At 69.5% G+C, this 19,974-nt stretch carries 11 protein-coding genes; 3 read left to right on the top strand and 8 right to left on the bottom strand.

Annotated features, from left to right (window positions below; all coding sequences use genetic code 11):
- Nucleotides 1-64: 64 nt before the first annotated feature.
- From WAE60_RS22025 to WAE60_RS21995, 7 genes are all read right to left on the bottom strand, one after another.
- A complete protein-coding gene (locus tag WAE60_RS22025; RefSeq protein ID WP_029911357.1) occupies nucleotides 65-901 on the bottom strand; it encodes an alpha/beta hydrolase in 837 nt (278 codons plus the stop codon).
- Nucleotides 902-1,222: 321 nt separating this feature from the next.
- Nucleotides 1,223-1,948, bottom strand: a complete 726-nt coding sequence (locus tag WAE60_RS22020; protein ID WP_337688813.1) for a DUF6445 family protein — start codon at nucleotides 1,946-1,948, stop codon at nucleotides 1,223-1,225.
- Entirely contained in the window at nucleotides 1,945-3,537 is a 1,593-nt protein-coding gene (locus WAE60_RS22015) for a tryptophan halogenase family protein (RefSeq protein ID WP_337688811.1), read from the bottom strand. Before WAE60_RS22015 ends, WAE60_RS22020 begins: the two co-directional genes overlap by 4 nt.
- A 41-nt stretch (nucleotides 3,538-3,578) precedes the next feature.
- Nucleotides 3,579-5,381 carry an N-acetylglucosamine-specific PTS transporter subunit IIBC gene (gene nagE, locus WAE60_RS22010; protein WP_337688810.1) on the bottom strand — a complete coding sequence of 601 codons (1,803 nt, stop codon included), beginning with the start codon at nucleotides 5,379-5,381 and terminating at the stop codon, nucleotides 3,579-3,581.
- A gap of 3 nt (nucleotides 5,382-5,384) precedes the next feature.
- On the bottom strand, nucleotides 5,385-7,901 hold the full coding sequence (gene ptsP, locus WAE60_RS22005; protein ID WP_337688809.1) for a phosphoenolpyruvate--protein phosphotransferase: 2,517 nt from the start codon (nucleotides 7,899-7,901) through the stop codon (nucleotides 5,385-5,387).
- Nucleotides 7,902-7,926: 25 nt separating this feature from the next.
- Entirely contained in the window at nucleotides 7,927-10,260 is a 2,334-nt protein-coding gene (locus WAE60_RS22000; RefSeq protein ID WP_337688807.1) for a family 20 glycosylhydrolase, read from the bottom strand.
- A 228-nt stretch (nucleotides 10,261-10,488) separates the two neighbouring features.
- Entirely contained in the window at nucleotides 10,489-13,260 is a 2,772-nt protein-coding gene (locus WAE60_RS21995; protein WP_029911327.1) for a TonB-dependent receptor, read from the bottom strand.
- A gap of 257 nt (nucleotides 13,261-13,517) precedes the next feature.
- On the opposite strand from WAE60_RS21995, the gene WAE60_RS21990 reads away from it, so the two are divergent.
- Genes WAE60_RS21990 through nagA form a run of 3 tightly spaced genes read left to right on the top strand, consistent with a single transcriptional unit; the run spans nucleotide 13,518 to nucleotide 16,530 of the window.
- Nucleotides 13,518-14,255 (top strand): GntR family transcriptional regulator, encoded by a 738-nt coding sequence (locus tag WAE60_RS21990; RefSeq protein WP_029911324.1) that lies wholly within the window; start codon nucleotides 13,518-13,520, stop codon nucleotides 14,253-14,255.
- Nucleotides 14,256-14,311: 56 nt separating this feature from the next.
- Entirely contained in the window at nucleotides 14,312-15,391 is a 1,080-nt protein-coding gene (locus tag WAE60_RS21985; protein WP_337688805.1) for an SIS domain-containing protein, read from the top strand.
- Entirely contained in the window at nucleotides 15,391-16,530 is a 1,140-nt protein-coding gene (gene nagA / locus WAE60_RS21980; RefSeq protein ID WP_337688803.1) for an N-acetylglucosamine-6-phosphate deacetylase, read from the top strand. The genes WAE60_RS21985 and nagA overlap by 1 nt, the downstream gene beginning before the upstream one ends.
- A 203-nt stretch (nucleotides 16,531-16,733) precedes the next feature.
- Here the strand turns inward: nagA and WAE60_RS21975 are convergent, their stop codons facing one another.
- Nucleotides 16,734-19,769 (bottom strand): TonB-dependent receptor, encoded by a 3,036-nt coding sequence (locus WAE60_RS21975; protein WP_029911312.1) that lies wholly within the window; start codon nucleotides 19,767-19,769, stop codon nucleotides 16,734-16,736.
- Nucleotides 19,770-19,974: the final 205 nt, after the last annotated feature.

Here is a 19,974-nt window from a genome sequence, read left to right as displayed (position 1 = left end):
TAGCGGGGGGGGGGGCCCCGGCCGGGGGGGGGCCGCCCCTCCTTCGTTCGTCCGGAACCTCAGCCTAGGCCTTGATGAAGGCCAGCAGGTCGGGATTGATGATTTCCGGATGGGTCGTGCACATGCCGTGCGGCAGGCCCGGATAGGTCTTCAGCGTGCCCTTCTTGAGCAGCTTGATGCCGATGCGGGCGGAGTCGTCGATCGGCACGATCTGGTCGTCCTCGCCGTGCATCAGGAACACGGGCACGTCGACGCTCTTGAGGTCCTCGGTGAAGTCGGTTTCCGAGAAGGCCTTGATGCAGTCGTAGTGGGCCTTGGTCCCGCCCATCATGCCCTGGCGCCACCAGTTCTCGACCACCGCCGGCGACACCTTCGCGCCCGGACGGTTGAAGCCGTAGAACGGGCCGGCGGCCACGTCGTGGAAGAACTGGGCGCGGTTGGCGACCTGGGCGGCGCGGAAGCCGTCGAACACCTCGATCGGCAGGCCGCCCGGGTTCTTGTCGCTCTTGACCATGATCGGCGGCACGGCGCCGATCAGCACGGCCTTGGCCACGCGGCCGGGCTTGGCGCGGGCCACGTAGTGGATGACCTCGCCGCCGCCGGTGGAGTGGCCCACGTGGACGGCGTTCTTCAGGTCCAGGTGGTCGGTCAGGGCGATGACGTCGGCGGCGTAGGTGTCCATCTCGTTGCCGGTGTCGGTCTGGGTGGACCGGCCGTGGCCGCGACGGTCATGGGCGATGACCCGGAAGCCCGCGGCCAGGAAGAACATCATCTGGTTGTCCCAGTCGTCGGCGCTGAGCGGCCAGCCGTGGTGGAACACGATCGGCTGGGCGGTCTTGGGCCCCCAGTCCTTGTAGAAGATCTGCGTGCCGTCCTTGGTGGTGACGAAGCCGCTGCTCATGATGGTGTCTCCTGGGGATTTGGGCGAGGCCTTGGGCGTCGCCGCGGACGATGTGGACGCCGAGAGCGAGGGGATCGCGCTCATCAGGGCCAGGCTGAGGCCGCTGGTGACGACGTCGCGCCGCGACGCGCCGTCCTGTTCATCGGAAGACGTGGTCATGCTCCGGCCCCTCTCTGTCGAGCCGGCGCTGGTCGCCGGCGTCCGCGCGGGAGGCTAGGCCGATCGTGGGCGGGCGGCTTGGACATGCCTGCCGTGGTTTGTAGGTTCTGACAGCGCTGGCGCCGAAGGCGGACGGACGCCGCTCGTCCGGCGTTGAGGGCGTCAGCCGGCTTCGGGACGGAAGAAGGTGTTGGCCGTCAGCCGGCCCCGGCGGGGATCGGCGTCGGCGGGCCGGTCGGACAGCACGCCGGCGTGCAGCAGGTTGCTGGCGTAGACGATGATCCGGTTGAACGTCGGCGCGACGACGGCGGTCTGCTCGAACAGGGCGTTGGAGGCGGCGATGTAGCCCTCGTCCGCCCCGACGGCCCCCGTCGCCATCTCCTCGCGCAGGGCGGCCAGGTAGGCGGGGCCGCGCGCGGGATCGATCGCCTCGAAGCCGGTGGCGCGGTGGCGGTAGAAGGCGGTGCCGCCGTGCGGAGGGCTGCACAGATAGTGCAGGATCGCCAGCTGGGTGGGCGAGGTGGTGTCGATGTGCGGCAGGCGCTGGGCCCAGGTCGCCTGGTCGGCCGGCAGGACCGCAATCGACAGGGCGCAGGTGACGTGGGCCTTGCCGCCCGCCGCGACGCCGAAGGTCTCCGCCAGATAGGGCCTCAGGGCCGTGACCAGGGCCTGGACATAGCCCGGCGGGGCGGGCGCGCGGACCCCGGGATAGAAGTTCACGGCCGCCTTGACCGGGGCCAGGACGGCCGTCTCGGCGGCGAAGTCGACCAGGCGCTCGGCCCCGTCCAGCAGGCCGTCCAGGATCAGGACCGGGCTTTGCTCCTGGCCGACGCGCAGGAGCTCGACGCGGGGATCGGGGCCGGGCGCGAAGGCGGCGGTCTCGCTCACCGCCGGGGCGCCTCGGCGGCCTCGGCCGCGGCCAGGTCGGGGGCCTTGGTGGTGAAGCCGCGCGTGTAGACGTCGGTCAGCAGGGCCCGGTGATGGGGCAGGCCGGCGGCGGCGCGGCGGCCCGCCTCCTGCACCCGCCCGAAGTCGGCCCGCGCCAGGTCGCCGTGGGCGTGGGCGGCCGGATCGACCTCTGTCCCGTAGCCCATGCCGTACAGGATGTACTGGTAATTGAAGTACTTGAAGCTCTCGTGGAGGTTCGGGAAGTCGAACGCGTTGGGCGGCCGGTGCTTCCACATCGCCAGGTGGTCCTGCAGGCTCTCCGGGATCGAGGCGGGGTCGCAGTTGTCGGTCCAGAACGCGTTGTCGGTCCGCTGGCTGATGCAGTAGTGCAGCTTGATGAAGTCGATGGCCCGCAGGTAGCGGTCGGTCATGGCCGCGTTGAACTGGCGGGCGGCCGCCTCCATCCCGCCTTGGCGCGGCAGGTTGCGGGCCAGCATGTAGGCGGCGGCCTCGATCAGGACGATGCCGGTGGATTCCAGCGGCTCCAGGAACCCGCCCGACAGGCCCACGGCCACGCAGTTCTTGATCCAGTGCGCCTCGCGGTGGCCGACCTTCAGCTTCAGCAGGCGGGGCGTCAGGCCCTCGCCCGCCTTGCCAACATAGCCCTTGATGATCTCCTCCGCCCGGTCGTCGGTGGTGTGGCGGCTGGAATAGACATAGCCCGTGCCCCGCCGGTCGGGCAGGCCGATGTCCCAGGTCCAGCCGGCCTCGTGGGCGGTGGAGATGGTGGTGGTGGCCACCGGCGCGTCGGGGCGGTCGTAGGGGACCTGCAGGGCCAGGGCGCGGTCGACGAACAGGGTGTCGCCCTTGTCGATCCAGGCGCTGCCCATGGCCTCGCCGATCAGGGCCCCGGCGAACCCGGTGCAGTCGATATAGAGATCGGCCGTCAGGTCGCCGTGCTCGCGGGTGGTCAGCGAGGCGATCGAGCCGTCCTCGGCCTTGTTGACGCCCTGCACGTTGCCCAGCACGTGCTTGACGCCCGTGGCCTTGCCGACGTCGCGCAGCAGGTTGGCCAGGCGTCCGGCGTCGAAATGGTAAGCGTAGGCCATCGGCCCGCCGTACTGCGGATCGTCGAGGCGCTTGGGCCCGCGACCGGCGTCGCAGACCTTGTCCTGCAGGGTGACGGCGTCGGAGAACGGGATGTCGCCCGCCCCGCCCATCAGCCAGTAGGGCGCCAGGTCCAGGCCGCCGTTCAGCAGCCGGGGCTGGGCGAACGGATGGTAGTAGTGGCTGTGGACCCCGTCCTTGGGCGCGGTCTTCCAGTCGACGAACTTGATGCCCTGCTTGAAGGCCGCCCCGGCCTCGCGCATGAACCGCGCCTCGTCGACGCCGATGGTGCGCATGGTGTTCTGGATGGTCGGGAAGGTGCCCTCGCCCACCCCGATGATGCCGATCTCGCTGGACTCGATCAGGGTGATGCGCACCCCGTCCGGCCGGACCGAGCCCAGGCGGCGGGCCAGGTAGGCGGCGGTCATCCACCCGGCCGTGCCGCCCCCGACGATCAGGATGTCGTTGATCGCCTTGTCCACGCCCGTCCCCCTACGCTTTCCGCATTCCTAGCACCGCGCCGTCAGGCCGGCAGCAGGCAACGCACCGCCTCGCCGATCCGCTCGGCGTCGGGGCCCAGCACCACGTGCACGGCGCGCTCGCCGACCCGGACCACGCCGCGCGAGTCCAGGGCCGCCAGCGCCGCCTCGTCCACGGCGCCGTTGTCGCGCACCACCAGCCGCAGGCGGCTGGAGCAGGCGCCGACCGCCTCGACATTGGCCGAACCGCCCAGGGCGGCGACCAGGGTCTCGGCCCGGCTGTCGTCGGCCGCGGTGGGCAGGGCCGAGGTCAGGGGCGCGGCCTTGGCGGCGACGGCCTTGGCCGGCGCGGCGGCGCCGCCGGCGTTCATGGCCGCGCGGATCTCGCCGGCCACCTGGTCGGCCACCGGCCCCAGCACGACCTGCAGGGCCTTGTCCGACGGCTTGACGATCCCCCGCGCGCCCAGGGCTTTCAGGGCCGGCTCGTTGACCGCGCCCTGGTCGGCGACGATCAGGCGAAGGCGGGTGGTGCAGGCGTCGACGCTGGTAAGATTGGCCGCCCCGCCCAGGGCCGCCACAAAGTCCGCCCCGCGTCCGCCGCCGGTGCTCACCACGGGTGCGGCCACCGCGTCGTCGGCCTCGCGGCCCGGGGTCTTCAGGTCGAAGCGCTGGATGGCGAAGCGGAAGATCCCGTAATAGATCGCGCCGTAGACCAGCCCCACCGGGATCAGCAGCAGCGGGTGCGTGGCCTTGTTGAAGTTCAGCACGTAGTCGAACAGGCCCGCCGAGAAGCCGAAGCCCAGCTTGATGTCCAGGATGTTCATCAGGGCCATGGCCAGGCCGGTCAGCACCGCGTGGATCGCGAACAGCAGCGGGGCCAGGAACATGAAGGTGAACTCGATCGGCTCGGTCACGCCGGTCAGGAACGAGGTCAGGGCCAGCGAGCCCAGCATGCCGCCGACGGCCTTGCGCTTGTCGGGGCGGGCCGTGTGGTACATGGCCAGGCACGCGGCGGGCAGGCCGAACATCATCACCGGGAAGAAGCCGCTCATGAACGCCCCGGCGCTCTTGTCGCCGGCCGCGAAGCGGTTGAGGTCGCCGGTGGCGCCGTTGAAGTCGCCCAGGATGAACCAGACCACGTTGTTGAGGATGTGGTGCAGGCCGGTGACGATCAGCAGGCGGTTGAGCAGGCCGTAGACGAACAGGCCCACATTGCCCGAGGCGGTGACCAGGCCCGACAGGCCGTCGACGCCCGCCTCCAGCCCGCTCCACGCGAAGCCGAAGATCAGGGCCAGCAGCACCCCGGCCAGGCCGGCCACGATCGGCACGAAGCGCCGTCCGCCGAAGAAGGCCAGGTATTCGGGCAGCTTGATGTTGCTGTAGCGGTTGTAGAGCCAGCCGCAGATCACGCCCGACAGGATGCCGACCGGGATCGACAGCTTGCCGATCTCCTTGGCCTTCCAGGCCGCGACGGTCAGGTCCCTGGCGCCCTCCACGGCCTTGGCGGCGACGTCGGGCGGCACGACCATCAGGGCGTCGACGCCCTTGGTGGCGATCACGTAGCAGACCACCCCCGCCAGACCCGCCGCCCCGTGGTTCTCGCGCGCCAGGCCCACGGCCACGCCGATGGCGAAGATCAGGCCCAGGCTGGCGAAGACCGCCCCGCCGGCCGCGCCGAAGACGTTGGCCACGGTCAGCGACAGGTCGTGGGTCAGCATCGCCAGTTCGGGCCGGCCCAGCAGGTCGTTCTGGCCGACGCGCAACAGCAGGGCCGCCACCGGCAGCACGGCGATGGGCAGCATCAGGGCCCGGCCCAGGGGCTGGAGGAATTCGAGCGGGGACTTCATCGCTTAGGCTCCAACCTTCTGGTGGAAGGCTTTGCAGAGATCTCGGACGGCCTCCGGCGAGGCCTGGTCCAGCGCCTGGCGGGCCAGGGCCCGGCAGGCCTCGACGTCCAGGGTCCGCACCAGGGCCTTCACCTCCGGCACGGTCGCCGCGGTGGCGGAAAGTTCGGTGACGCCCAGCCCGACCAGCACCGGCACGGCGACCAGGTCGGAGGCCAGGCCGCCGCAGACGCCGACCCAGCGCTGATGGCGCGTCGCACCCTTGCAGGTCTGGTCGATCATCCGCAGCACGGCCGGGTGCAGGGCGTCGATGCGGGCGGCCAGCTCGGGATTGCCCCGGTCCATGGCCAGCACGTACTGGGTCAGGTCGTTGGTACCGATCGACAGGAAGTCGGCCTCGGCGGCGATCAGGTCGGCGGTGACGGCGGCGGCGGGGGTCTCGATCATCACCCCCAGCTCGACGCGCTCGGTGATCCCCATCTCGCGCTTGGCCTCCTCCAGCACGGCGCGGACGGCGCGCAGCTCGTCGAGGCTGGCGATCATCGGGACCATGATCCGGCACTGGCCCAGCGGCTTGACCCGCAGGATGGCCCGCAGCTGGGTCTTCAGCAGGTGCGGCCGCCACAGGCTCACGCGCACGCCGCGCAGGCCCAGGGCCGGGTTCTCCTCGGCCGGGATCGGCAGATAGGGTGCGGCCTTGTCGCCGCCGACGTCCAGGGTGCGGATGATCAGCGGGCGGCCGTCCAGGGCCGAGGCGATGGCCTGGTACTGGCGGGCCTGCTCGTCCTCGTCGGGCGGGGTCTCGCGCTCCAGGAACAGGAACTCGGTGCGCAGCAGACCCGAGCCCTCCGCGCCGTTGGCGGCGGCGGCCAGGGCGTCGTTCAGCGAGCCGACATTGCCGAAGACCTCGATCCGCGTCCCGTCGGCCGTGCGGCTTTCCTGGTGGGCGGCGGCCTTGGCGGCGGCCTTGCGCTCGTGGCGGGCGGCGATGGCGGTCTGGGCGGCGGCCAGCTGGGCGGCGTCGGGACCGACGCGCAAGCTGCCGTCCTCGGCGTCGAGGATCAGGGCCGCGCCCTCGGTGACGTCCAGCACGCCCGGGCCGGCGGCGACGATGGCCGGGATGCCCATGGCGGCGGCCAGGATGGCCACGTGCGAGGTCGGCCCGCCCTTGGCCGTGCAGAAGCCGGCCACCTGGCCCGCCTCCACGCCCATCAGCTGGGAGGGCAGCAGTTCGTCGGCCAGCAGGATGGCGCCGGGCGGCAGGGCGCGGGCCTCGTCCTCCTCGCCCGACAGGGCGCGCAGCACCTGGCGCTCCAGGTCGATCAGGTCGTCGACGCGCTCGGCCAGGCGACGGTCGCCCAGGCCGCGCAGGGCCTCGACATAGCCGCCCACGGCGCGCCGCCAGGCAAAGCCGGCGCTCTTGCCGTCGGCGATCAGCCGGTGGGCCGAGGCGGTCAGTTCGGGATCTTCCAGGAAGGCCAGGTGGGCGCCGAGGATGGCCTTGCGGGCGGTGTCGCCCTTGCTGGCCGACTTCTCGATCTTGGCGCGGACCTGGACCAGGGCGTCCTCCAGGGCGGCGCGCTCGTGGCCCGCGCCGGCGCCGGCCTCGGTCACCACGATGTCGCTGGAGACGAAGCGCACGGCCTGGCCGATCGCCAGGCCCGGGGCGGCCATCACCCCGCGCAGCAGACCGGGCTCGCTGGGCGGAGCGGCGCGGACGGCCTCGACGACGGCGGCCGGCGTGGCGGTCGGCGGGAGGGCCGCGCTCTCGCCCATGCCGCTTTCGATCAGCTCGGCGATGGCGGCCACGGCGAAGTCGGCGTCGGGGCCCGAGGCGACGACGCTGATGCGGTCGCCGTGGCGCACGGCCAGCGACATCACCCCGACCGGGCTCTTGGCGCTGGCCCGGCGGTTGACGGCGACCAGGGCCACCTCGGCGGCGAACTTGCGGGCGCTCTCGGCGATGCGGGCGGCCGGGCGGGCGTGGATGCCGTGCTGCAGCGGCACGACGACCTCGCGCGCCACCTCGCCCTCGGCGATGGCCAGCACCGCGCCGGCGCCGCCCACCGGGGCCAGCTCCATCAGGAAGTCGCCCACCGCGGCGGCGTGGTCCTGCTCGCGGCGCACGATCTGGAAGGCGTCGGCGTTGGTGATCACCACCGGGGTGATCAGGCTCTTGGCGCGCTGGCTCAGCAGGTCCAGGTCGAAGCTGATCAGCTTGTCGCCCGTCTTGACCGCCTGGCCGTCCTTGACGTGGACCTCGAAGCCCTCGCCGCCCAGGCCGACGGTCTCCAGCCCCACGTGCATCAGGATCTCGGCGCCGTTGTCGGCCCGCAGGGTGACGGCGTGGCGCGTGCCGTGCACGGCGATCACCCGCGCGTCGCAGGGCGCGTGCAGGGTCGAGCCCAGCGGGTCGATGGCCAGGCCGTCGCCCAGCATGCGCTCGGCGAACACCGCGTCGGGCGTCTCGTCCAGCGGGGCGATCCAGCCCTTGAGCGGCGAGGACAGTACGAGATTGGACACCGGGACGCTTCCTGCTTCTGGGTTCTTAGTTCTCGCCGCTCTTGCCGGCGGCCGTGAGGGAGACGCTGTCGAGCACCAGGGTCGGCTCGACGGACTTGGCTGTAAAGGTCAGGCAGAGATCGTGGACCCCGCCCTCGGCCGGGATCCTGCCGCCGACCGTTCCGAGGGCGGGCCCGCGGGCGGCGGCGCCCAGCGGGATGGCGGCGATCCGCTCGCCCGCGCAGCCGTCGAGCCGCACCTCCAGCTCGCCGTCCGGCGTGGCCGGGGCGCGCAGCGGGATCTTCTCGCGGTCGGCGCCGATCTGGAAGTTGAACGGCACCTGGCCGATGCGGGCGGTCAGGGTCAGGGCGGTCGACAGGTCGGCGCCCTTCCATACCCAGCAGGGGTTCATCAGGTCGACGGCGAACACCGCGCGCGGGCCGCTCACCGGGGCGTCGTCCTCGAGCGACAGGTTGATGCCGTTGCCGCAGATCTCGAGCTGGTGGCTGTTGCGCGTCTGGGCGGCCAGCAGGCTGACCGGATAGTCGCGGACCCGGCCCAGGGGCTCATCGCCCAGGAAGGTCCGCGTGCGGACGGTCTTGCCCGGCGCGACGCTCAGGGGCGCCGCGTAGAGGCTGGAGGCCTTGGTCGGCGCCTTGCCGTCGGTGGTGTAGCGGATCTCGCCGAGACCCAGGCCCGAGGCCAGGGCGACCGACACCTGGCCGCCGTCGGCGGGGCGCAGGGTGGCCTGGGGTTCGTAGGGCACGGTGTCGTGGGCCACGCCCAGTACGTCCATCCGGGCGATCTCGGCCGGCAGGCGGGCGGCGAAGCTGTCCCAGTCGCGGCCGGCCTCGGGCGTCCAGCCGTTCTCGGCCACGGCGATCAGGCGCGGGAAGGTCATCTTCTCCAGCCGCTCGTCGGTGCGCATGTGCTCGGTGAACGAATTGGCCTGCAGGCCCAGGATGTGGGCGCGCTGGGCCTGCGTCAGGGCGGCCGGAGCGGCGTCGAAGTCGTAGACGTCCTTGAGGCTGACGATCTTGATCCGGCCGGGCGGCTCGTCGGCCGAGGCGCTCTGGCGGCGGTCCATGTAGAGGGTGCTGTCGGGCGCCAGCACCGCGTCGTGGCCCTGGGAAGCGGCGGCGACCGCCCCCTCGACCCCGCGCCAGGACATGACCGTGGCGTTGGGAGCCAGGCCCCCTTCCAGGATCTCGTCCCAGCCGATCATCCGCCGGCCGCGGCTGTTGATGTGCTTTTCGGCGCGCTGGATGAACCAGCTCTGCAGCCCGTGCTCGTCCTTGACGCCCAGGGCCTGGATCTGGGCCTGGACCTCGGGGCTGGCCTTCCACTGGTCCTTCACGGCCTCGTCGCCGCCCACGTGGATGTATTCGGACGGGAAGAGGTCCATCACCTCGTCGAGGATGTCGTTCAGGAAGCCGAACGTCTCGTCGCTGGGCTTGTAGAGATAGGGGAACACGCCCCAGTCGCCCATGTTCGCGCGCGGCGGGGCCTTGGTCATGCCGTATTGGGGATAGGCCACCAGCGGCGCCAGGGCGTGGCCCGGCATCTCGATCTCGGGGACGATGGTGATGCCGCGCGCCGCGGCGTAGGCCACCAGCTCGCGCACCTGGTCCTGGGTGTAGAAGCCCTGGTAGCGGATCGGCTTGCCGGTCTTGGGGTCGCGCCCCGCCGCCCCGGCCGGGACGCGCCAGGAGCCTTCCGAGGTCAGCTTCGGATACTTCCGGATCTCCAGCCGCCAGCCCTGGTCGTCCACCAGGTGCCAGTGCAGGACGTTCAGCTTGTGGGCGGCCATGGTGTCGAGGATCGACTTGATCGTCTCGACGCTCTGGAAGTGGCGGGCGCTGTCCAGCATGAAGCCGCGCCAGGCGAAGCGCGGGGCGTCGTCGATGCCGACGGCGGGCAGCTGGGCGGGCCCCTTGGCGGCGTCCTGCACGGCCAGCTGCCAGACGCTGACGGCGCCGTAGAACAGGCCCGCGCGCTTGGGGGCGGTGATGACGACGCCGGTCGGGGCGATCTCGACTTTGTAGGCCTCGATCTTGTCGCTGGAGACCGCGCCCCGGGCCAGGGCGATGGCCGCCTCGCCGGCGGAGGGCGCGCCCTCGACGACGGCGGGCTTCAGGCCGCGGGCCTTGAACAGCATGTCCGACAGCTGGCCGGCCACGACGCGGGCCTCGACGTCGCCCTTGGCGACGAAGATCCGGGTCCTGGCGGTCAGGGCGAAGGTCCCCTGCCCCGGGGTCGCCTGGGCCGGGGCCGGCGTCAGGGTCAGGACGGGCTGAGCCGCATGGGTCGCCGAGGCGAAGGCCAGGGCGGCCACCGACGCCGAAAGGATCGCCGAGGCCTTGAGGGCGGAAAAGGTCATGAGAGGTCGCTCACCAGCTGACATGCGGAAAGGACGGGGCGGCAAAAAGCGGGCGGAGCGTTTGACCGCTCCGCCCCAGCTCCGTGCTTGCAGTCAGGAGGACTTTGGTCGCGATCGGCGGCGGCGGGCAGGTCATGACGCGATCCTGGACCATGCCGCCTCCGATGCAACGATCTCGGGAGGAAACTACGGGCCTCCGGCGCGGACGCCGGAGGCCCGGTACGCGGACTAGAACTTGAAGCGGACACCGCCGAAGATCATGCGGCCGTTCTTGTAGATACGGGCCGGACGGTTCGGATCGTTGTCGTAGTTGTCGGTCTGCTTCTCGTCGGTCAGGTTGATCGCGTCGAGGCTGAGCGAGATGTTTTCGGTCAGGTTGACGCTGGCCGAGGCGTCCAGCGAGGCGATCGAGTCCGACCACAGCTGCCGGTAGCCGCGCTCGGCGTCGTAGTCGACGAAGAACTTGGACCGGTAGTTGTAGGACAGACGGGCGCTGAAGCGGTCGTTCTCGTAGTAGCCGCTGACGTTGAAGATGTTCTTCGAGTTCGACGGCACCGGAACGCCCGTGGACGAGCTGGCGTCGGAGTAGGTGTAGTTGGCCAGGACGCCGAAGCCGTTCCAGATGGGCATCTGGAAGTTGACCTCGAAGCCCTTGGTGTCGCCGCCCGCCACGTTCACCGGACGGCCGACGCTGTAGTTACAGCTGTAGAGGCCCGGCGATTGCAGCACGCACTGGTTGGCGGGGTTCACGACCCGCGGGTCGTTGGCGGCGGCCTGCAGCGGCAGCTTCTCGGTCGTCGCGCCCTGGACGATGAAGGTCGAGATGTCCTTGTAGAAGAAGTCGACCGACAGGATCGACTGCGGGGCGAAGTACCACTCGAGCGTCGCGTCGTACTGGTTGGCGCGATACGGGTCGAGGTTCGGGTTGCCGCCCGAGGCCGTCAGCAGGGACTCGGTCAGCGAGGTGAAGCCGGCCATCTGGGCGTAGTCCGGACGGGCCAGGACGCGGCCGGCGGCCACGCGGAGCACCAGGTCGTCCTTCAGGTCGAACGCGAAGTTCGCCGAAGGCAGGATGTCGGTGTACTCCTTCTCGCCCGAGGTCGGCGCCATCAGGCCGAACGGGTTGTTGATCGCGCCCGGCGTGCCCGCCGAGACGCCGACGCGCCAGGCGTTGGTCTCGATCTTGGTGTTGACGACGCGGACGCCGACGTTACCGCGCCAGCCGTCGCCCTTCAGGTTGCCCATCACGTAGCCGCCGAAGGTCTTCTCGTTGAAGTCGAAGCTTTCGAGCGGACCGAAGTGGTCGCAGTTGGCCAGGCCGATGCAGCCGCCGGTGTTGGGGTTGTTCGGGTCGTAGATCGTGGCCGGACCCATCGCGGCGTAGATCGCCTCGATCTTGTTCTTGTCGGCCGTCAGGTACGAGCTGAGCACGCCCGGACCCTTGATGCCGTCCAGGTAGTCGCTGGGCGTCGGGCCGCCGGCGACGTCGGCCAGCGAGCAGGCGTGGCCGCCGCAGGCGCTGGCGCCGAACAGGGCGCGGCGCTGACCGTAGGTCTGCACCACGTCGCGGTCGTGGTCGGTGTACTTCAGGCCGAACTTGACCGAGCTGAACACGCCGCCGTCCAGGAACTTCTCGCCGTCGACGAAGGTGTAGAACTCGTCGTCGTCGTTGACGGTGGTGTTGGCCGACACCCAGCCCAGCGACATCTCGTCGTCGGCGGTCTGGGGGTTGATGTCGGTGAAGCTCACCTTCGGCAGGCCGCCCGACAGGTCGTAGCTCAGGCCGGTCGCGGCGTTGGTTTCCCAGAACGGCTGCAGGTCGGTGGCGCCCTTGGCCTTGGTGTAGCCGACGCGGCCGCTGAACTCCCAGCCGTCGGCCGGACGCCAGGTGCCCGACAGGTCGAGCGAGCCGACATTGGTGTGGGCCAGGCGGTCGATGGCGTCGAACACCACGCCGTTCGCGCCGGGCGTGTTGAAGTTGCCGGCCACGGCGGTGCCGTTGCTGACCTTGGTGATGTTGAAGGTCTCGGTCGGCGTCGTGGCCAGGGCGCCGATCTTCTGGCTGACCCACGCCATGTAGTTCTGGTTGAAGTTGTCGGCGTCCATGTGGGAGTAGAACCCGGTCAGGTTCACGTCCCACTTGTCGCTGGGCGCGTATTGGATGGCGAAGTTGGCGCCCTTGCGCTCGCGGGTCTGGGTGAACAGCGACGAGCCGATCAGGCTGGGCGCGTAGACCGTCTGGCCGGGCGTGATGCCGGTGATGTTGGTCCCGTTGCCGGTGGCCGTGGTCACGGCCTGGTAGCCCAGGACCTCGATGCCGTCGCGGCGGATGCGGCGCTTGTCGTAGATGCCGCCGACCAGGACGCCGAACGTCTTGTCGGCGTTGTGCCAGCTGAGCATGGCCGAGGCGGTCGGATCGGTGTCGCCCGACTTCTCGTCATGGAAGGCCTGCAGCGAACCGGAGACCGTCAGCGGGTCCAGGTCCAGCGGGTTGCGGGTGTGCACGTTGACCGTGCCGCCCACGCCGCCTTCGTCGATGTCGGCCATCGGGCTCTTGAAGACCTCGACCTTGCCGACGATTTCCGACGGCAGCATCAGGTAGTTGAAACTGCGGCTGGCCTTGAACTGGTCGAGAATGAACCAGTCGGCGGTGGCCACGGCGTGGCCGTTCAGCAGGGTGCGGTTCAGGGTCGGCGCGGTGCCGCGGATCGAGATACGCTCGCCTTCGCCGAATTCACGCTGGATGGTGACGCCCGGGACGCGCTGCAGCGACTCGGCGACGTTCTTGTCCGGGAACTTGCCGATGTCTTCGGCGGTGATCACGTCGATCACGGCGTCGGCGTTACGCTTGGCTTCGACCGAGGCCTGCAGCGAGGCCCGGATGCCGGTGACGACCAGCTCGTCGACTTGTGTAGAGTCCTGCGCGAAGGCCGGCGCGGCCAACGCGACCGCCAGAACGCTGGCGGACGCAGTTAGAATGGTCTTGTGGAAATTTCGCATACTCGGCTTCTCCCCTTTTTCCAGACCCTTGGGCCTGGAGCCGAACCCCAAGCCCAATCTGATACCAATTATCTGCGGACATCCGTAGAATGCGGTACTTCTCGGGCCTCGGAAGGCGACTGTGACGGAAATTTATCGGATGACAAGGCCAAAAAAGAACCAATTGCAGACCATGTTCTTATTGGTACGAAAATGGTCATATGCTATCCCGGTGGTCACGGGGTGGCGCGGTTTTGCGCGGGGGTGCGGAATTGACGATGTTTTCTGAGAGGATCGGCGGCCTGGCCGGCGACGACCACGCCCCGCTCTACAAGCAGCTGCAACGCGCCCTGCGCGAGGCCATCCAGAAGAAGGTGCTGGGTCCCGACGACGCCCTGCCGGCCGAACGCGACATGGCCGAGGAGTTCAACATCTCGCGCATCACGGTGCGCAAGGCGCTGGACGGCCTGGTCAGCGAGGGCCTGCTGACGCGCCGCCAGGGCGCGGGCACCTTCGTCGCCGCGCGCGTGGAGAAGAGCTTCTCCAAGCTCACCTCGTTCACCGAGGACATGATCTCGCGCGGGCGGGTCCCGCGCAGCGAATGGATCAGCAAGGCCATGGGCGCCGTCACGCCCGAGGAGTCGCTGACCCTGGGCCTGTCGCCCGGCACGCCGGTCTTCCGCTTCGCCCGCATCCGCTACGCCGACGGCGCGCCGATGGCGCTGGAATATTCCACCGTCGCCGGCTTCGCCCTGCCCTCGGCCGAGGTGGTGGGCGTTTCGCTCTATGAAGCCCTGGAGGCCACCGGCCACCGCCCCGCCCGCGCCCTGCAGCGGCTGCGCGCGGTGCTGTTCACCGCCGAGCAGGCCGAGCTGCTGGGCGTGCCGGTCAAGGACGCGGGGCTGCTGATCGAGCGCCGCAGCTTCCTGCCGGACGGCCGGGCGGTCGAAGTGACCCAGTCCTATTACCGCGGCGACGCCTACGACTTCGTCGCCGAACTGAACGCCCTCAGCTGAGGGCCACGCACTGAGCGGGGCCCGCCCCGCACGCTTATGTAAAGGGAACGCCTGCTTTGGAGGCCAACGTCTTGACCCGACCCGCACCCCCCGCTGAACCGGCGAGGCTGACGGCGGAATCGACCCGCATGTTCCTCGAGGCCGGCCAGGCCTCGCAAGCCGTCGCCGCCCAACTGGCCGCCAACGCCGCCCGCGCCGCCAAGATCGGCGAGCGCCTGCGCGCCCAGCCGCCCCGCGCCGTGGTCACCTGCGCCCGCGGCAGCAGCGACCACGCCGCCACCTTCGCCAAGTACCTGGTCGAGACCCGCACCGGCGTCCTGACCTCGTCGGCCGCCCTGTCGGTCAGCTCCGTCTACGCCGCCCAGCAGGACCTGGGCGACGTGCTGTATCTGGCCATTTCGCAGTCGGGCAAGAGCCCGGACCTGCTGGCCGCCGTCCAGGCCGCCAAGGCCGCCGGCGCCTTCGTCATCGCCCTGGTCAACGACACCGCCTCGCCCCTGGCCGCCCTGGCCGACGAGGTGCTGCCGCTGCACGCCGGGCCCGAGCTGAGCGTGGCCGCCACCAAGTCCTACATCACCGCCCTGTCGGCCATCGCCCAGCTGGTCGCCGCCTGGACCGGGGACGAAGACCTGACCGCCGCCCTGTCCACCCTGCCCGCCCTGCTGGCCGAGGCCTGGACCCTGGACTGGACCCCGGCCGTCGAGCGCCTGAAGCTGGCCCGCAACCTCTATGTGCTGGGCCGCGGCGTCGGCTTCGGCGTCGCCCAGGAGGCGGCCCTGAAGTTCAAGGAGACCTGCGGCCTGCACGCCGAGGCCTTCAGCGCCGCCGAGGTGTTGCACGGGCCCATGGCCCTGGTGAAGGAAGGCTTCCCGGTGCTGGTCTTCGCCCAGAACGACGAGAGCCGCGACAGCGTCGACGCCATGGCCGAGGGCGTGGCCGAACGCGGCGCCGACGTCCTGCTGGCGGGCGCCGGAGAAACAGGCGCCGGGGTCCTCCCGGCCCTGGCCGCGCACCCCGTGATCGAGCCGATCCTGATGATCCAGAGCTTCTACCGGATGGCCAATGCGCTTTCGGTGGCGCGCGGCTACGATCCCGACAGCCCTCCGCACCTCAACAAGGTCACAGAAACCGTCTGATGCAGTCTGTTCTCGTTAATGGCCGCATCCTGACGCCCGAGGGGATCGTCGACGGCAAGGCCGTGGCGATCGTCGACGGCCGGATCCAGGGCCTCATCGACAGCGCTGACACGCCGGCGGGCGCCGAGCGCCACGACCTGGACGGCGGCCTGCTGGTCCCCGGCTTCATCGACACCCAGGTCAACGGCGGCGGGGGGGTGCTGTTCAACGACGCCACCACCGTCGAGGCGATCGCCGCCATCGGCGCGGCCCACCGCCCCTACGGCACCACCGGCTTCCTGCCGACCCTGATCAGCGACGACCTGGCCGTGGTCGACGCGGCCATGCGCGCCACCGAGCAGGCGATCGAGGCCGGCGTGCCCGGCGTGCTGGGGGTCCACATCGAGGGTCCGTTCCTCAATGTGAAGCGCAAGGGCATCCACGATTCCAGCAAGTTCCGGACCCTCGACGACGAGGCCGTGGCCCTGCTCAGCTCGCTCAAGCGCGGCAAGACCCTGGTGACCCTGGCGCCGGAGACCACCACGCCCGAGATGGTCCGCCGCCTGGCCAGCGCCGGGGTGACGGTGGCCGCCGGCCACACCAACGCCGCCTACGGCACGGTGCGCAAGGGGCTGGACGCCGGCCTGACCGGCTTCACCCACCTGTTCAACGCCATGTCGCCCCTGACCAGCCGCGAGCCTGGCGTGGTCGGCGCGGCCCTGGAGAGCCAGAGCGCCTGGTGCGGGATCATCGTCGACGGCCGCCACGTCGACCCCGTGACCCTGAAGATCGCCCTGCGCACGCGGCCCCTGGACCGCTTCATGCTGGTGACCGACGCCATGCCGACCGTCGGCATGACCGAGAAGGACTTCAACCTGCAGGGCCGCCACATCCGCGTGGTCGACGGGGTCTGCGTCGACGACCACGGCACCCTGGCGGGCTCGGACCTGGACATGATCGGCGCGGTCCGCAACGCCGTGTCGATGCTGGCCCTGTCGCTGGAGGACGCCGTGGCGATCGCCTCGGCCTCCCCCGCCGCCTTCCTGGGTCTGGCGGGCCGGCGCGGCGCGATCAAGGCCGGGGCCGCCGCCGACCTGGTGCTGCTGGACGACGCGCTCCAGGTGCGCCGGACGTGGATCGACGGGGTTGTGAACGCCTAATCCGCTCATCCCGGCGAATGCCGGGATCCAGATCCCATAGCGGTGTGGTGGACTGGAAGAGCTCAACGCTCGTGGCGTCAGCCTCAAAACCATTCCATCTGGGTCCCGGCATTCGCCGGGATGAGCGGCTTCAAACAACCACCAAAAAAGTAGGGCGCTGGTTTGCACCAGCGCCCTTTGGTCGTTTCGGGGAGGAATGCGACCTAGAACTTGTACTTCACGCCCAGATAGAACTGACGGCCGTAGTGAACGTACTCTTCCGAGCTCAGTCGGGTGGAGTCGTCGACCTTGCTGTCTTCCTGGTCGGTCAGGTTGATCGCCTCGAAGGTGACCGTGAACTTGTTGAATTCGTAGCTGACCTGACCGTCGAGGTTGAAGGTCTCTTCCTTGATCCGCACGTCGTTGTTGTTGGTGGCCGAGGGGGCCACCTGGATCAGGTACTGGTCGCGATACGAACCCGAGACACGCGCCTTGAACGGCCCGTTTTCGTAGTAGAGCGTGGCGTTGAAGGCGTCCGGCGACAGGTTGACCAGCGGCTGGGTGACCAGCACGGCCGGAGCGGTCTGCACGCGCGGCGTCACGCCCGGAGCGGTGTAGGTCGGCGACTTGATGATGTAGGCGATGTCGCTCTTGACGTGGGTGTAGTTCAGGATCGCGCCGAACTTGTCGAACGGAGCCGGCAGGAAGGTGAACGGGCGCTGGGCGCTCAGTTCGAAGCCTTTCAGCTTGCCGCCCGGGCTGTTGACGTTCGTCGTCACCGTGAACTCGGTCGCCGCGGTGTTGCCGTTGCTCAGCAGGCTGTCGGGCAGGCCCGTCTCGGCCCAGGTCATGACCTCGGCGGTCTGCTGGATGTAGGACTTGATGTCCTTCTGGAAGAAGCCGGCCGAGAACAGGGTTTCCTTGTCCGGATACCACTCGAAGCTCAGGTCCAGGTTGTTCGCCAGCATCGGATTGAGGTCCGGATTGCCGCGCGTCAGGGTCTGGTTGCTCTGGCTCATGGCGGTGAAGCCAGGGGTCAGGTTCGGCAGCTGCGGACGCGTCATCACCTTGGCGGCCGCGAAGCGGATGAAGAGGTTCTCCATCGGCTGGGCCGAGATGTTCAGCGACGGCAGGGTGTTGGTGTACTCGCGGTCCACCGTCTGGACGGCGTCCGTGGCCACCTGTTCGGAGATGACGCCGAACGGGGTGGTGACCGCCACCGTCTTGTTGCCGGAGTTGTAGTGGCCGGTCGCCGACTGCTCGGTCTTCACCTGGCGCACGCCGAAGTTGCCGCGCACCGGGATGTTGAAGATGTCGTAGTCGAAGTCGCCTTGCAGGTAGAAGGCGGTGTCCTTCTCGGTGATCTCGCGCAGGGCGCCCAGCTGGTTCAGGACGCTGAGGCGGAAGTCGCCGTACTGGTTGATGCAGTTACAGTTGTAGTCGAGGACCTTCGACAGCTTGTCCAGGTCGGGCGCGATCCACGAGGTCGGCACGCCCGACGGCAGGTCCAGACCGCGGCCGAAGCCGGTGATCAGGCGCGAGACGTCGGCCACGGTGACGCCGGCCGGCAGGCCGTAGGCCGCTTCGGCGGTGAAGGTGGTGCCGGTGGTGGCCAGGTTGCGCGAGTACAGGCGCTGCTCCCACGAGGAGAAGCCGTATTCCTTGTAGTCGCCGCCGTAGCGCAGCTTGAAGCCGTCCAGGATCTGGTAGTCGACGTCGGCCCGGAAGGTCTTGAAGGTGTTGACCGCCTTGCTGGGACGCATGCGCAGCAGCGACGGGTCGCCGTTGGCGTTGCTGGGGCTGTAGACGAAGTTGGCCGGATTGGTCGGGTCGAAGCCGTAGTTGAAGTTGGGCAGCTTGTCGTTGGCCGAATAGTCGTAGCTGTAGTTGTCGCTGTTGTAGCGATCGAACGAGAAGGTCGTCTGGACCGGGTTGTCCTGGATCGAGCGCGACTGGCCGTAGACCACGTTCAGGTGACCGGCTTCACCGAACTTGGTGTCGTAGGTCAGGGTGAACTGGTTGAACTCGGTCTTCAGGTCGTCGTGGCGGTACTCGACGCGGGCGTCGACGTCGTCGAACGTGCCCTTGATCAGGTGGCCCTTGTCGTCGGCCTGGAAGTTGACCACGTCGGTCTGGGGCATGCCCGCGCCGCTGCGGCTGAACGAGATGACTTCCAGATAGGTTTCGTCGCGGTTGTTGGTGAAGTTGGCCACCAGCGCGTCGAGGCTCAGGGTCGAGTTCTCGGTCGGGCGCCATTGCAGCGAACCGGTCAGGCCCAGGCGCTTCTGGTCGTACTGCAGGCGGCCGTAGCGCGGGATGCGCGGGTGCCACAGGTTGTTGGCGGTGCCAGTCGCGGCCGGGGTGGTTGGGCTGGTGCCGCCGACGACGGTGCCGATCTGCGAGCAGGTCAGGGGCGGACCGCTGACCGGGTTGTAGGCCGCGCCCGTGCAGGGGAACGCGGTCGACGAGTTGAAGGCGACCGACGGGTTTTCCCAGCGGCCGGTCGACGAGCCTTCTTCCAGCGTCTTGCGCTCGGCGTAGGCCACCGAGATCAGGGCGCCGATCTCACCGATGCCGGTGTCCCAGCGGTTGCTGGCCAGGAAGGTGAAGCGCGGATCGTTCTCGCGCGACAGGTCGTTCCAGCCGATCTTGGCGCCCATGCTCATGGCCGGGCCGCTGAAGTCGAACGGACGCGCGGCCTGCAGGTCGATGATGGCGCCCAGAGAGCCCTCCTCGTTCGAGGCCGAGGTCGACTTGCGCACGGTGACGCTGTTGAACAGTTCCGAGGCGAAGATCGAGAAGTCGAACTGGCGGCCGCGGTTGGCGCCGCCCGAGCTGTCCTTGCCGCCGGTGGTGGCCAGGGCTTCCAGGCCGTTCAGGCGCACGACGGTGAAGTCGGGGCCCAGGCCGCGGACGGTGATGGTGCGGCCTTCGCCGCCGTCGCGGTCGATCGACACGCCCGGCACGCGCTGCAGCGACTCGGCCAGGTTCAGGTCGGGGAAGTCGGCGATGTCCTGCGCCTTGATGACATCGACCAGGTCGTTTTCACGACGCTTGATGTCCAGGGCGTTGGCCAGCGAGGCGCGGAAGCCGGTGACGACAACCGCTTCGACGGCGTTGTCTTCCGGCTGGGCGGCGGGGGCGGCGGCGGGCGCGTCTTGCGCCGCGGCAGCACCGGCCATGGCCATAGCCATCAGCATGGCGCCGCCGGAGGCGCCGAGTTTGAGCGCGCGGATGCGCGTCTTGGAAACCTGGGACAATGTATCCTCCTCCCGTGACCACATTCTTCTGAACGGCGCTTCCGCGCCGCCCGGCCTAGAACACGTCCGCGCTTCCTTCCCGCGCGGCCGCCCTCGAGGGCCGTCATTTTTGACACCGGTGTCACACCTTTGTGAGGTGTTGTCCTGACACCGGTAGCAATGCAAGCGGTATCAAATGAAACCGCCGTTCACAAGATGGCTGAAG

Source organism: Caulobacter sp. CCG-8 (assembly GCF_037402475.1).
GTDB lineage: Bacteria > Pseudomonadota > Alphaproteobacteria > Caulobacterales > Caulobacteraceae > Caulobacter.
Note: the sequence above shows the minus strand (reverse complement) of the source record. Positions and strands in the feature narration are given on the sequence as shown.